General features: G+C 53.4%; 15 protein-coding genes. 3 read left to right on the top strand and 12 right to left on the bottom strand.

Translation table 11 applies throughout. The features are described 5' to 3' along the window. Nucleotides 1–58: 58 nt before the first annotated feature. The 7 genes from KJW29_RS06700 to KJW29_RS06670 all read right to left on the bottom strand — a co-directional run bounded on the left by KJW29_RS06700 (nt 59) and on the right by KJW29_RS06670 (nt 7,336). Nucleotides 59–967 (bottom strand): PHP domain-containing protein, encoded by a 909-nt coding sequence (locus tag KJW29_RS06700; protein ID WP_214629193.1) that lies wholly within the window; start codon nt 965–967, stop codon nt 59–61. Beyond that, a complete protein-coding gene (locus tag KJW29_RS06695) occupies nt 958–1,869 on the bottom strand; it encodes a selenium metabolism-associated LysR family transcriptional regulator (protein WP_087567768.1) in 912 nt (303 codons plus the stop codon). Before KJW29_RS06695 ends, KJW29_RS06700 begins: the two co-directional genes overlap by 10 nt. 126 nt (nt 1,870–1,995) lie before the next feature. Then, the gene (locus KJW29_RS06690) at nt 1,996–2,433 is read right to left on the bottom strand and encodes a hypothetical protein (RefSeq protein WP_087567767.1); all 438 of its coding nucleotides are present in this window, start codon (nt 2,431–2,433) and stop codon (nt 1,996–1,998) included. A gap of 184 nt (nt 2,434–2,617) precedes the next feature. Beyond that, the gene (locus tag KJW29_RS06685) at nt 2,618–2,881 is read right to left on the bottom strand and encodes a YlbG family protein (protein WP_087567766.1); all 264 of its coding nucleotides are present in this window, start codon (nt 2,879–2,881) and stop codon (nt 2,618–2,620) included. Between the two features lie 44 nt (nt 2,882–2,925). Next, nucleotides 2,926–3,420 (bottom strand): YlbF/YmcA family competence regulator, encoded by a 495-nt coding sequence (locus KJW29_RS06680; RefSeq protein ID WP_246608616.1) that lies wholly within the window; start codon nt 3,418–3,420, stop codon nt 2,926–2,928. Between the two features lie 140 nt (nt 3,421–3,560). Next, a complete protein-coding gene (locus KJW29_RS06675; protein ID WP_214629192.1) occupies nt 3,561–5,621 on the bottom strand; it encodes a helicase-associated domain-containing protein in 2,061 nt (686 codons plus the stop codon). Next, nucleotides 5,615–7,336 (bottom strand): DNA repair helicase XPB, encoded by a 1,722-nt coding sequence (locus KJW29_RS06670; RefSeq protein ID WP_214629191.1) that lies wholly within the window; start codon nt 7,334–7,336, stop codon nt 5,615–5,617. The genes KJW29_RS06675 and KJW29_RS06670 overlap by 7 nt, the downstream gene beginning before the upstream one ends. Before the next feature lie 166 nt (nt 7,337–7,502). Between KJW29_RS06670 and KJW29_RS06665 the strand changes: the two genes are divergently transcribed. Beyond that, nucleotides 7,503–8,354: a thermonuclease family protein gene (locus KJW29_RS06665; protein WP_214629190.1), complete on the top strand. Its 852-nt coding sequence runs from the start codon at nt 7,503–7,505 to the stop codon at nt 8,352–8,354. A gap of 27 nt (nt 8,355–8,381) precedes the next feature. On the opposite strand, the gene KJW29_RS06660 is transcribed toward KJW29_RS06665, so the two are convergent. Continuing rightward, nucleotides 8,382–9,572, bottom strand: coding sequence for an amidohydrolase (locus tag KJW29_RS06660; protein WP_214629189.1), 1,191 nt, complete (start codon nt 9,570–9,572; stop codon nt 8,382–8,384). Nucleotides 9,573–9,826: 254 nt separating this feature from the next. Here KJW29_RS06660 and KJW29_RS06655 point away from each other — a divergent pair, with 254 nt between their 5' ends. Next, complete coding sequence (locus tag KJW29_RS06655; RefSeq protein ID WP_187099963.1) at nt 9,827–10,171, top strand: YugN family protein; 345 nt, start codon at nt 9,827–9,829, stop codon at nt 10,169–10,171. Nucleotides 10,172–10,182: 11 nt separating this feature from the next. Continuing rightward, complete coding sequence (gene ftsW / locus KJW29_RS06650) at nt 10,183–11,370, top strand: putative lipid II flippase FtsW (RefSeq protein ID WP_087567760.1); 1,188 nt, start codon at nt 10,183–10,185, stop codon at nt 11,368–11,370. A gap of 75 nt (nt 11,371–11,445) precedes the next feature. Here ftsW and KJW29_RS06645 read toward each other — a convergent pair whose 3' ends face one another. The 4 genes from KJW29_RS06645 to KJW29_RS06630 form a co-directional block, all read right to left on the bottom strand. Beyond that, a complete protein-coding gene (locus KJW29_RS06645; protein WP_087567759.1) occupies nt 11,446–11,826 on the bottom strand; it encodes an Asp23/Gls24 family envelope stress response protein in 381 nt (126 codons plus the stop codon). Between the two features lie 138 nt (nt 11,827–11,964). Beyond that, a complete protein-coding gene (locus KJW29_RS06640) occupies nt 11,965–12,258 on the bottom strand; it encodes an Fpa/YlaN family protein (RefSeq protein ID WP_087567758.1) in 294 nt (97 codons plus the stop codon). Between the two features lie 136 nt (nt 12,259–12,394). Beyond that, entirely contained in the window at nt 12,395–12,637 is a 243-nt protein-coding gene (locus KJW29_RS06635; RefSeq protein ID WP_087567757.1) for an HPr family phosphocarrier protein, read from the bottom strand. Between the two features lie 105 nt (nt 12,638–12,742). Beyond that, the gene (locus tag KJW29_RS06630; RefSeq protein ID WP_214629188.1) at nt 12,743–13,858 is read right to left on the bottom strand and encodes an aminopeptidase; all 1,116 of its coding nucleotides are present in this window, start codon (nt 13,856–13,858) and stop codon (nt 12,743–12,745) included. Between the last annotated feature and the right edge of the window lie 38 nt (nt 13,859–13,896).

Genomic DNA, 13,896 nt, shown 5'->3' with positions numbered 1-13,896 from the left:
AGATGTCCTGAACGCCAAACGGCGGAGCAAGCGCGCTCCGCCGTTTATTCGTTAAACGTTACACCGTCCCGTTTCTCTGCAACAACTTATCCAGCAAGGCACGAATCGTATCGGGAGATGCGTACCTGCTGCCAATTGCGCCATGATAACTTTCGCCGTTCCGCTCTCCATGATAATCCGAACCCCCGGTCGCTATAATGCCATGACGATGGGCGAGCTCCAAATAACGCTGCTCGCTCTCCGCGCCATGATCGGGATGGTAGACCTCGATCCCATCCGCTCCAGCTGCAATCAGCTCTTTTACCAAGGCGTCCCGCCCATATAAGCCCGGATGCGCAATGACGCCGGCGCCGCCCGCCTCTTTGATCCAGCGCAGCGCTTCTACAGGGTGAACCTTGGGCATCTCTACATAAGCGGCCGCCCCTGCCGCCAGATACCGATCAAACGCTTCGCCCATGGTAGCAACGATCCCCTTGCGAATTAACGCTTCGGCAATATGGGGACGTCCGATGCTTTTTCCCTTTGTCCCGTCGGCCGGCCTTCTTTCATTGGCAATCCCTTCTATATCCGACCAGGCGATCGCAATCCCGAGCGACCGGAGCTTCTCCACGATGAGAACGTTTCGGTTCCCTCTTACGCCTCTGAGACTGGACAGACGCTCCTGCCACAACTCATTGTCATTGGCTGTAAAATAGCCCAGTACATGAATGTCGGCGCCTTCCGCATATGTGCTGATCTCTATGCCAGGCACAACCGTTATGCCGAGACGTCCGCCTTCCTCCGCCGCTTCGGCGACACCCGCTACCGTATCATGGTCCGTAATGGCGATGGCGGACAATCCCGCCGCATGGCCTTTGCGGACTACCTCGGCGGGAGCGAACATGCCGTCCGAAGCCGTCGTATGGCAATGAAGATCAATCCGGCCGTTGTCGGCGGTTTTCTTTGCCCCTTTATTCGTTACAGCCATTGCTTCAAATCCCTCTCTCTCAGAAACGTCAGGAACGTCACCGCAGATATCGGCAGCAGCGCGGACTTGAGGTAGATCGAATAGAACTGCCGGTGAAACCGGGCATCCGTCAGCTTGACCGTCTTGATCAATCCGAGAGCCATCTCATGTTTGACCGAAGAGGTCGACAAGATCGAGATGCCGAGCCCCGCCTCTACGGCCGACTTGACTGCGCCGGTGCTTCCGAGCTCCATCACGATTTTCATGGCGGATGGATCGAATCCTTTGTTCCGCAGCTCATCCTCCATGACAAGTCTTGTCCCCGAGCCTTGCTCCCTCAACACGAACGTATACTGCAGCGCATCCGCAAGAGTGGTTTCCGAAACTTCCGCCAAAGGATGGTCCTTATGGACCACTAATACGAGCTCGTCGTTCATCACCGCTTCCATATACATGTCGGGATGATTAACGGGCGCCTCGATTAATCCGAAATTTAATTGATGATTGAGAATATCTTCCATTATTTGAGCGGTGTTCATAACCTTCATGCTGATGGAGATATGAGGGTACTCCTGTCCGAACGGTCCCAGCAGCCGGGGCAAAATGTATTCGCCGATCGTCAAGCTGGAGCCAAGCTGCAGCTTGCCCTTGAGCTGCTTCGTAAATGTCGACATCGCCTGATCGGTATCCCGGATTAGCTCGATGCTGCTCTTGGCATAAGGCATGAGCGCCCTGCCGGCCTCGGTGAGCTCGATCCGCTTCGTTGAACGCTGTAGCAGTTTCGTGCCGAAATATTCCTCGAGCGACTGCACCTGCATCGTTACCGCGGGCTGCGTCATATGAAGAGATTGCGCGGCGGCCGAGAAGCTCCCCCGTTCCGCAACCGTATGGAATATATGCAACTGATGGAAATTAAGCGCCATAATAACCCGTCCTTTCTTTGCCCTTATTATACAATAGGATGGATCGGGATACGACAAAAAAGCGCATGTCTTGTCGACTCTGCGCTCCGATCCAATTAATAATATTTAAGTTTGGCATGAATTGTATTATTTGCGCTTGCGGCTATTTTTGATTAGCGTCATTCGTCTGGAATGTCTTAACCAGGAGTAATACGACTTCAGATCGCGGAGCTCGATCGTCTCCGACATTCGTCCCAGAAACGTCACTACGATCATCTTATGGAGCGGGTTGCCCAGCAAATCCCGTTCGGTAAGCGAATCCGAAAATTCCGCGACAAACACCAGATCGTCATCGATCAAATATACATCTTGCTCATTGCGATAGTATGGTTCAATGCGATCCTTTTTCAAACATTCCCATAAAAATTCGGCAATATCGTCGTATCCGGTCTTCTCCGTCTCGATACGGTCAAGCCACCGGCTCTTCGCGTGGTTGGTAATGATGATGTCAACCACCTTCTTGTCGCCGAGCTCAACATAAAACGACTCATAAGTGCTCCATCTTCTCGTCATTTTATCCTTCATCTCGCAACCTACTCCTCCCAAGGAACCAGGGCTTTTAACCTATGTACATACTATCATTCTATCACGGCTGTCCAATATTTCAACAATAAAATAAAGTCAGGCCAAATATGGCATAATATGTATAATTAGTCAAAAAAAAACGCTCAAGCCCATACCGAAGGGCCCAAGCGTTTCCCATGACTGGCTACAAACTGTAAAACCTTGTTTTGTCCTCGCTGTCCTTGCTATATTCCGTCTTGATCTCATTGCGATAGGAGCGCTCTACCTTGCGCACGTAGGGCAGGCGAGTCATCTGCCGCACGGCTTCCTCCGCCCTGTCCGCATTCATGTACAGTACGACATAATGCAGCTTTCTGGACATGTAGTGGACACTGCCGAAGCGCTCCAATGCTCTTGCCGCTTTTAAGTCGCTGACCCATATAATAAAACCCGTTCGTTCCGGCAACATCCTCTATACGCCCCCTCAACAATCGCGCCAAGCCGCCTTGCTCGCTAGCCGCAGCCTCCGCTTCCGCAGCTGCAAGATCCGCCGCCCCCGCAGCCGCTCCCCGATCCCTTTTCATTGCTCGGCACCTTAATCGTATCCGATACCGATTCGGCGATCATAACCGCAACCTCGTGCAGCATCTCGTCAACCGCTTGCTCAGCCAGCTTGAAACGCTTGACGCATTCCACCTCATCCAGCAGCTTCTCGGCTGCCTTCATCTTGTCTTTGGCCTCATGGTAGTCGGGATGGAATCTGCCAAATCGCTGGCATTCGGCGAACAGCTCCTTCGCCTTCCCGAATTCCCGCTGCCGAAGCGCCGCTTCTTCATTCTGACTAACTGCCGTCTTCCAGTATGTGTACTCGGCAACTTCTGCCGATTGATTAATCCAGTCTCCCAATTCGTAAGCGCTGAGCAGCAAAGACGCCATGTCAAGCGTTGCTTCGGCGGCGTCCCCCTGCCCATCTGCCATCGACATCAAATAAGGTTCGGCAATTGGCATGAATACACCTCTTTCCTCGTGCTTGCTACTAGAGGTTGTTCAAAAATTCCGATTCCCATTACGAAGTACTGAGAACCAAATTTTTTGAACTCGCATTATTACATTATCATATTACAGGGTTTTAGCCAATAGATGTGTTGTCAGGTCGTAATCCCGTCAGGCAAGTCGATCCCCATTTCGCCCCACATGTCAGGAGTAAGTCTGACAGGCTGATCGGATACGTTATCGCCCCAAGAACCGGCTACCGACCACTCCATGCCGCCTCGTCCTTCAAGACGCTCAGGAACAAATGTCCGCATACCTTGGTTCGTCACTATACGGACAGATGTTTCTAGCGTGATCGCTTTCTGCAGCAACTCCTTGCGCGTGGACAGATGATAATCGCGCAGCTGCCTGGACCACATCTGAGGGACCGAAGCCCAGTCCGCTGCGAGAAGCCTTTCCGGAACGGGATCGCTCGCCAGCTCGCATCGGCGAATGGACGCGTGATCGGCAACATACAAACCTTCGACGCCAGGAACCGGAATAACGGGCTGCCACTCCGCCTCCTCTGCATCCTCTGCCTCCTCTGCATGGATTATTGACGCAAGGGACTCCTCTTCCGGAGCACGCCATTTTGGCGACACGCCTTTGCGAGGCGGGAATCCGGCTTGCTGCAACAGCTTGCGTAAAGGGCTAATATGCGCCGCATCCAGGACGAAGACTGCAGGACCTATTCGTTGCAGCTCAAAGGGCTGAGCTTGCACCTGTGCGGCAAGCCAGTCGGCGCGGTCCTCCGAGCCGCACCGAAGCAGGGTAGCCTGCGTGAATTCGAATTGGCAGGCGCGGCTTGCCCATTGCTCCAACATCGATTCCAGCGCAGCAGGCAGGCTTGGCATTACGGCGGCTTCCTGCAGGAAGCGGCTTATCGCATCGTGTGTCCAGCCATGCTCCAATGCCGCGGCGACGGAGGCTGCCGTAAGAACATATTCCGCCAGCTCGCCGTCTCCCCTGCGCTCGGCAATAGCCTCCAACTCCCAGCGACAGGCATATGGGCAGCCAGGTCCCGCAATCAGCTCCCCGCTCGGCTGTACGATTAACTCTCCTTCATGCGGAGCAGGCTCCGATCGCCAGCGGAACAAACGCTCGCCGGTGTCGCCGTCGATCATTAGCCGCCCAAGCTCCAGCCAGCCGAAGTCGTAAAAGAGCTGCAGCCAAATGTCCGGCCAACGGCTTTCCAGCGTCAAATCCGCGCTCCCGTGTCCGACGTCTCTCTGAAGGACACCGTTGCGACGCGCTTCCCATTGGCGCAGCGAGCTCTCCCTGCCCCAATCCCCTCCTCCTCGAGTCCGCTGTCCCACAATGGCGGCACAGATGGCCGAATCGGTTCCAGCGGCTTCCGTAAGCCTGCTGATCAGCCAATCCTGCAGTTGCCTGGCTCTAGTTGTAGAGTGAAGCTGCAGCCACTTATGCAACTGCTGCTTGCGAAGACGCAGTTCTTCTCCGTTGCGGAGCTCTACAAGATCGAGCGCATGAGCGCCCTCCAGAAACAGCGCTGCTCCCATCGGATAATGGATATCGTGCGTCCTTTGCAGACCGAACGGCTCCAGAGCCCCTTCGATGGGACGGAATAGGGCCGCCAGGCGGTCAATCGTTTTTTTGGCCAACAGTCCTTTTGCCGTCACTCCAGTATCCAGCTTGTCAAGCAAAGCAAGACCATATAAGAAAATGCGTTCGTAAGGTACAGGCAAGGACTGAAAAACGCCGTTTTTGTCCATAGGCGGCAGTACCTCGGCGTCTGCCGGAACAGCCTCGGATAGCGGCAGACATTCGTAGATACGGTTCATGAGGGGAACATACGCATCGGACGGCATCACCCACCATCGCTCTCCCCATCCTTTACGAATCGCAAATGCGATCCCCGCCTCTCCTAGACGGGCAAGTCCGCTTCTGATCTCCGCTCCTGGCCGTGCAGTATGTTGACGGAGCATAGCCGTCAGTTTCTCCTCTTCTATCGGCGATGGTCCGCATATAAGCAGCATGGCGCCTAACACCTTCATCGCATATGGAGGCAACCCTTCGCAGGTTTTAGCTACTGCTTCTGCAATTGCAGCTTCGGACTGCCCATCTGACAAGTTTGAGGCCAGCTCGCCGATTGGCGTTCCAATCACTTTACGGTGCCATTCGGAGGGCAGCCGGACCATCATTTGTTGAATCAGCAAGAGCACTCTCCCCTTTCGCGCCGCATATTCTCCGACTCATCCGGCAGTGCTTTCATCGTGTCCTGCTCGTACATATAGCCTTGCTCCATCATGAACAACTGTCGCTTCCAGGCAAATTCCGTTTCCTTGGTCCCTTCGGTCACGACGGTATAGAACCAGGCTTCGTTCCCCCCGCGCTTAGGTCTCAGCAACCTGCCGATTCTTTGCGCCTCCTCTTGTCTGGAACCAAAGCTGCCTGATACCTGGATCGCAACGGCAGCATCGGGCAGATCCACGGCCAGATTAGCGACCTTCGAGACGACGAGCACCCCGATTTCGCCATTCCGAAAGCTGTCATACAGGATGGCTCGTTCCTCCTGCGGAACTTCTCCGGTCAACAAAGGGGCATCCAATTCTTTTGCGATGGCATAAAGCTGCTCCAAATATTGTCCTATAATAAGCGTGGGTTTCCCGTCGTGGCGACCTAGCAGCTTGCGAACGACAGGCAGCTTGTTTTTATTCTCCGCCGCTATTCTGAGCTTGCCCCTTGCCCCGGAATTCGCATATTCGGATCTATGGGAATCATGAAGTCCGACACGAATTTCCGTACAATTGACTATCGATATATAAGCCCCTGCTTCAGCCTTCTTCCACTCCATGTCGTACAGCTTGGGTCCGATTAGCGAATAAACGTCTTCGGCGCAGCCATCCTCCCGTACAAGAGTCGCTGTGAGTCCCAATCTTCTTGTTGCTTGCAGCTTCGCCGTCATTCGGAACACAGGCGCAGGAAGCAGATGCACCTCATCGTAGACGATTAGCCCCCAATCCCGTTCGGAGAACAGCTTCATGTGCGCGAAATCGCCGCTTTTCGAGCTGCGGTGCGTGAGCAGGGTATAGGTGCTGATCGTTACCGGGCGCACCTGTTTATAAGCGCCGCAATAAAGACCGATCTGCTCGGCGGTCAGCGTCGTTTTGTCCAGAAGCTCATTTTTCCATTGCTGTGCCGAGGTGACGCTGGAGGTAAGCACGAGCGTCTCAGTGCCAAGCTGAGTAAGCGAGGCGATTCCTACCACGGTCTTGCCTGTACCGCAGGGCAGCACGACAACTCCGCTGCCTCCCTGCACGCTGCCGTTTTGCAGGAACCGATCCACCGCTTCTTGCTGGTAATCTCTTAGCGCAAAGCCCGCGCCGTTGCCGCGATCCGTTAGAAGCCGGACAGGCAGCGACTCTCCGCTTCGATATCCGGCATGGTCCAGCACAGGGTAACCCAATCGCGCCAATTCCTGCTTGAATTCGCCGCGGTTTTCGGGATACAGCTCCCATATAGTGCCGTGCAGCTTTTCTTTCCTGCACGCGGACAAGGACGAATGCAGCGCAAGTTGCTCCATGACAGCCTCGTCTCCCGTGACGAGCAGCCTTCCGGCATCCTCGGACAATTGAAGCTTGCCATACCTTCCAGCCCACAACCTGATGCTGGCCGACGCCTGGAGCGGGAGATCGTAGCGCGAATGGCGCTTAAGTCCTTCCAAGACGGAGGCTGCATCTCCGCCGGCGCTTAGCGCATTCCAAAGCGTTACCGGCGTAATCCGGTACGTATGCACGTCCCCCGTCCGTTTCGTCATCTCCGCGACTCTCTGCAGCAACTCTCTGGCAGCTTGGCCATCAGCCGCTCTTTCATCCAATAGCACAGTCAGGTCGGATTGCACGATCAATGCCCGATCTTTGGCTTCAACCATCCAGCATTTACCTCCCCATCCAGTCTCATGTCATCAGTATGAATGGAAAGGAGGCATTTTATCCGTAATGCTCTACTTTACTTCGATTATAGGCACAATATATGTTATAATAATGAGAAGTAATCTCGGTTAAAGCCTGACAATCTGTACGTGGGAGGCTACATGTTTGAATCGTATTTATTTATTCCTGCTCATCATGCTCTCCATGTTGCTGGCTGGCTGCGCCTCATCTCCTGCCGCAATCGATCGCACAGCCAAGGCGGGCGAATGGCTGGAGGTAACTGATTACATCGACGGCGATACGTTCCGCGTCAAGAGCGGAAAAGATTCGGTGACGGTGCGCTTGCTATATGTGGACACGCCTGAGATCCATAATGAAGATGAAGGCTCCGATCCTTACGGCGACGAAGCGTCCTCATATACGAAGGAGCTGCTGGAGCAGTCGGGGGAGGTTCGTCTGACCTTCGACAAAGAGAGCAAGGATCATTACGGCAGGACGCTGGCCATAGTCGAGCTTAAAGACGGACGCATCCTGAACGAGCTTCTGCTGCAAGAGGGCTTGGCTAAAGTCATGATCGTAGAGCCCAACGTAAAGATGGAAAACGTCTATAAGGGCTTGGAGCAGCAAGCGAAACACGATATGATCGGAATTTGGAGTTCCGGGCATGAAAAAAGCCAGACCGACATTCCCGTTAAGAAAGCTGCCCAGATCGGCATTGAGTTGACGGTGGACAAACGCGCCGAGCTGGTCACGATCAAAAATACGACATACGACAGCATCAACTTGGAAGGCTGGAAGCTGATCAGCGTTCGGGGCAATCAGACCTATACCTTCGACTCCGTCCAGTTGCCCTCGCAAGGCACGCTGCAGATTTCCTCCAGCGAAAAGAACGCAGCTCCCGATTCAAAAAACATGCTGATTTGGGAAGTCGACAACGTTTGGAACAATAACGAGCCGGATCCCGGCGAACTGTATAACGAAAACAATGAGCTTGTCGCGGTATGGGAGGATCAATAATCTCCCTTGCCCGCGGCAAGCTCATTTTTATGCTGGCATATTCGCGCGATGCTCCGCCATGCCGATCAAAAGTCTGGCGGCATCGAGCATTGCTCTTTCATCGATATCGAATCGAGGGTGATGATGGGCAAAGCTAGCTCCCGTCTCCGGATTGCCCGCTCCCACGAACATGAAGCAGCCCGGAACACGCTCCAGGTAATAGGAAAAGTCTTCGGCGACGGTGATGGGGTCCGCGTTAATGACGAAATCCTCTCCGAACAGCTCGCTCCCTACCCGGAAAAACCGCTCAGCCTCCTGCCCGTCGTTTACGACCGGCGGATAACCGATGCGCATCTCGTACTGACAAGCCGCTCCGTACATCTCGCAGGTCTGTTGGACAATCGCCGCCAGCCGCTCGTGTATCTGCCTCCTGGTGTCTTCGTCAAAGGAGCGGACGGTACCCTTCAGCCTGCATTTCTCCGCGATCACGTTATTCGTGGTGCCCGCCTGGAAAGAACCGATCGTCACGACCGCCGGATGTATCGGATTAACGTTGCGGCTGACGATCGACTGAATAGCCTGCACCATTGCGGAGCCGATGACGATCGTGTCGACGGTGGCGTGCGGCATTCCGCCGTGTCCGCCCTTACCCTCGATGTCGATGACGAACTCGTCCGCGGCGCTCATGAACGGTCCGGGCCTGGAGGCCACTGTCCCGTAAGGGAGAGGCGTCCACAGATGCACGCCATATACCGCATCAACCCCGTTTAGTACGCCGGCTTTGACCATCTCGATCGCGCCGCCCGGCGTTACCTCCTCCGCATGCTGGAATAATAATCTCCGCTCGCCGCGGAACTTGTCCCTGTTGCTATTGTAATAGTCGGCAATCGCAAGCAACGTCGACGTATGCCCGTCATGTCCGCAAGCATGCATGACGCCCGGCACCTTCGAGCTGTAGTCGCAGCTTTTTTCGTCCTGAATGGGCAGCCCGTCCATATCGGCGCGGAGCGCGATGCACGGACCCTCTTGCTCCCCGGCGATCGACACCACAATACCGTTTCCGTACTCGCCGGTCTTTGCCTCGCATCCCAGCTCCTTCAGCCTTCCGGCTATCCACGACGAGGTTTCCCGCTCCCGGAATGAAAGCTCGGGATACTGGTGCATATGCCTGCGCCAGGCCACCATCTTTGAGAATTGATGCTGTAGCGCGCTCTCTGTATGCTGCTGTTGTATGGTCATTTTCGAACCCCTCCCTGTGTACAAATATCGGAAAGCATAGGTTTTCGCCATAATTGACCTCTATTTTCTAGTTTAGCAAGATCGCCGCCAATAAGGAAGTGCTTGCCCGGCAATTAGACAGCCGGCCATAATTCTCAAAAATGTCACGAACATTAGTCCCATGCTGCTGGAGTAAGGCTTGCGCTGACTGGGGAAACATACTATCATGAGTAAAGAATGTACAACTATGTCTTGTGAATTTGGGAGGAACAGAAATGATTATTGAAAACTCCGGATTAAACGGCGTTCAGAGCGAGCTGCACCATCTGGACGATGCGGCCGAAAAGGTCGGTTTCGTTCGTTGGCAATGGGAATATTATCGCGCTACATATGATTTGAAATTAACGGATCGGGCCAGCGGCTCCGACTACTTCCTGCGCATCAACACGCGCGCGATCGAGGGCAAGCTGGAGAACCCTCATGCCGTTCTCAATATCGAAGCGGTCTATATCGGACGCTCTACATTCCCGCACGGCATGGAATACGAGTCCCCGGTTCCGAAGCATATCATGGATACAGCTGCGCAGCGTCTAGACCAACTGAAGAAACAACTTCTGTAAGAGGTGTCGGCATGAAGGCGACAGGGAACGGTAGCAGAGGCAGACCGGACTTTCTGCTGCTCATCATGACACTGATGCTCGTAGGCTTTGGACTTGTGATGGTGTTCAGCGCCAGCTCCGGAATCGCGGTATTATCGCCGAAATTCGACAATGATGCCCTATATTTCACCAAGCGGCAGCTTGTCTTCGCCATATTTGGCATATTTATGATGTTTTTCATTATGAACCTGCGTTATCAGTTTTTTAAACGCGGGTTCGTTTTGCTTCTGATCCCGGTCCTGCTGATGCTGCTGCTCGTACCGTTCGTCAGCGAGGAAGTGAATGGTGCCCGCAGTTGGTTTCACATTGGCCCGATCGGGCTGCAGCCAACGGAATTTGCCAAGCTGACGCTTATCCTTTATCTCGGATCCCTGATCACGAAGAAGGAAGAGAAGTTTCGAGAATTCAAACGCGGCTTATTGCCTGTCATTCTCATCATTTGCTTCTTCTGCGGTCTTATTATGCTCCAGCCGGATTTAGGCTCCAGTATGGTACTGGCCGCGTGCGCAACGATTATGATACTGACAGGCGGCGCCAATCTCAAACAAGTGCTGCTCGCCGGCTCGGTCGCCGCTGTCGCCATCACGTTGATGGTAAGCGTGTCGATGGCGATCAATCCTGCGCCATGGCAATATCGGGTCAACCGTTTTACGGCATTTATGGATCCCATGGGCAACGCGCAGGATGGCGCGTTCCAATTGATCTCCGCTTTGCAAGCACTTGGACATGGCGGTCTGACGGGCGCCGGATTCGGGGGAAGCGTGCAGAAGCTGCACTATTTGGATTACGCTTATAACGATTTTATTTTTGCCGTTATTGCCGAAGAATTCGGATTTATCGGCAGTGCATTATTTTTATTGTTTTTCCTGGTGTTTTTGTGGAGGGGACTGCTCGTCGCGCTTCGTTGCCCGGATTTGTACGGCACTGTCGTAGGCGCAGGCATCGTCGGCCTCTTCGCGATCCAGGCATTTATCAATATTGGCGGCGTAACCGGAACCATTCCGATAACCGGCGTCACGCTGCCGTTTATAAGCTCCGGCGGATCTTCGCTCCTCGTCAGTCTCATGAGCATGGGCGTTCTGCTCAGCATCTCCCGCGAGTCCAATCGTTTGCCGGAGAAGACAGAGAAACAATCGACGAGGTTAATCAGGCCGCACTGAGGCGCTGCGCGCACAACCAAAAAGGCACTTGCCCGGATAACAGGGAAAGTGCCTTCTTCATGTATATAAAATCGCTTATTTCAACCGTTGCTGAATCTCTTCCGGTTCTTCTTCCTTGAAGGCAACGCCCTCCACTTTCACATTTACCTCTACCACTTGCAAGCCGGTCATATTTTCGACGGATTCTCGCACATTTAATTGAAGCTGACGGCACACTTCCTGAATCGGAATGCCATAATGAACGATAATTCGCAGGTCAATGGCCGCTTCGAGCTGCCCAACCTCGACCGATACGCCTCTCTGCGCATTCTTGCCGCTGAGACGCTTTGCCAGCCCTTCGGAGATCCCGCCCGACATGGCGGCAATGCCTGGAGTTTCAAGAGCTGCAAGTCCTGCTATAGTCGCTACAACGTCGTCAGAAATTCGGATAATGCCTGTTTGAAGATCCTCGGTCATGTCTATCACTCCTCAAATTTACCATATATCATGTATTGTAAAGGAATGGGCGTAATGAAGCAAGGAGCAGTATCACTGACAAATGGTAAATATGCCTCTCCGAGCTAATCGGTTTATTGGCATGAAAAAAGCAGCCCTCTAAAGGCTGCCCTTCCGATCAAGCGCTTCATATAACACAGCGAGATTACGCTCCAACCTGCTGACGATCTCCTTGCCCGTTTGCTCCGTTATGAGACCGGCACGCGTGGCAAAGTCGACCTCGCGCGAGAATCCATACATCTGCGTATCGAGCACTTCCTCGTACAGAGGGCACTGACGAGTTGTCAGGTTCTCCATCTGCACCTCAATCAACTTCTCTATCTTACTTGCATCTTCCTGTAGAAGGCGCAACGCTCTCTCCTGCAACTTATCAGCAACTTCCGGTGCGGACATGTTTCTCCCCCCTGTGACTCTTGCCTCCAGCATATATACCTTTTATATTAGACGAAATCATCGGAATAAACAAGGATAAAACAGAAAAAGCGCCTCCCCCATACGGAAGAAGCGCTGGTCACGCCCGTGCTAATGATTAATCCGAAATGACATTAACGTTAAGATTGTGTTTCGCGAACACGGCTGCCATTGCTTTTTTAGCCTCTTCCGCGTCCGGTCCGTGTACATGAAGCTCGTAGGAATGTCCGCCGACCAAAGTCGTGAACAGACCCAGGATACTCTTTACGTCGATATATTTGCTCTCGGCTTGCAATACGATCGATGAAGTAAATTGGCTGGCTGTTTGGGAGATTTCTACAATTGCTGCGTTATTGGACATGGGCGTTCCCTCCAGTTGAATTAGTAAAGCTTTCCTTTGTCACCATGATACTCTGAATCGTGGTATCCATCAAGGGGGCTGGTGAAAAAAACGCTTCATTAGCAATTATTTCAAGCGATCCGGGTTCAATCCTTCCAATTCCGGCAGAACGAACAATCCGTCCTTGCGGATCAGCACGTCGTCAAAATAAATTTCGCCGCCGCCATATTCCGGACGTTGGATGAGCACGAGGTCCCAGTGAATGGAGGAGCGGTTGCCGTTGTCCGTCTCTTCGTACGCCTGACCCGGCGTAAAGTGCAGACTGCCTGCGATTTTCTCATCAAACAAAATATCGTTCATGGGATGCAGAATGTAAGGGTTGAAGCCGATCGCGAATTCGCCGACGTAACGCGCCCCTTCGTCGCTGTCCAGTATTTCGTTCAAGCGATCCGTATCGTTGCTATCCGCTTTGACAATCCGCCCATTTTCGAACGTCAGCGTCACGTTCTGGAACGAGGTGCCGGAATATTCGCTAGGCGAATTGTAGGCAATCGTGCCATTTACGGAATCCCGCACCGGCGCGGAGAACACTTCGCCGTCGGGGATGTTGCGATGGCCGCAGCATTTTTTGGAACCGATGTCCTTGATGGAGAAGCGGAGATCCGTGCCCGGGGATACGATTCGCACGCGGTCCGTCCGGTTCATCAACGCTTGCAACGGGTCCATCGCCTTCTCCATACGGGAATAATCCAGATTGCATACGTCGAAGTAAAAATCCTCGAACGACTCCGTGCTCATTTTCGCAAGCTGTGCCATGGAGGGGTTCGGGTATCGAAGAACGACCCACTTGGTTTTCTTTACGCGTTGCTCCATATGTACGGGATTCCGATAGATTCGATCATACAGCTTCATTTTATCGTCCGGCACGTCGGACAAGTCATTTGCATTGTCGCCGGATCGAACCCCAATGTACGCCTGCATATTTTTCATACGTTCCAGATCAAGCTCTGCCCAAAGCCGAAGTTGCTCCTCCGACGCATGAATCAGCATCGTTCGCAAAATGGATCGGTCGCTGTATTCTACGAACGGTCTCCCGCCGCGCTTGGCGACCTCCTCGATCAAACATTTGGTCAGTTCCTTTTCGCCGCCTATCATATCGATTAAGACGTTTTCCCCTGGCTGTATGTTCACCGAATACTGGACCAGGTTCTGGGCCAGCTTCTGCAATCTTGGATCTCTCATATGCGTGTCACTCCTTCTGATGGTGTTCGGCCCAAGGC

It is taken from the genome of Paenibacillus agaridevorans (genome assembly GCF_018604145.1).
GTDB lineage: Bacteria > Bacillota > Bacilli > Paenibacillales > Paenibacillaceae > Pristimantibacillus > Pristimantibacillus agaridevorans.
The sequence above is the reverse complement of the archived record's forward strand: the minus strand, read 5'-3'. Positions and strand labels throughout refer to the sequence as shown.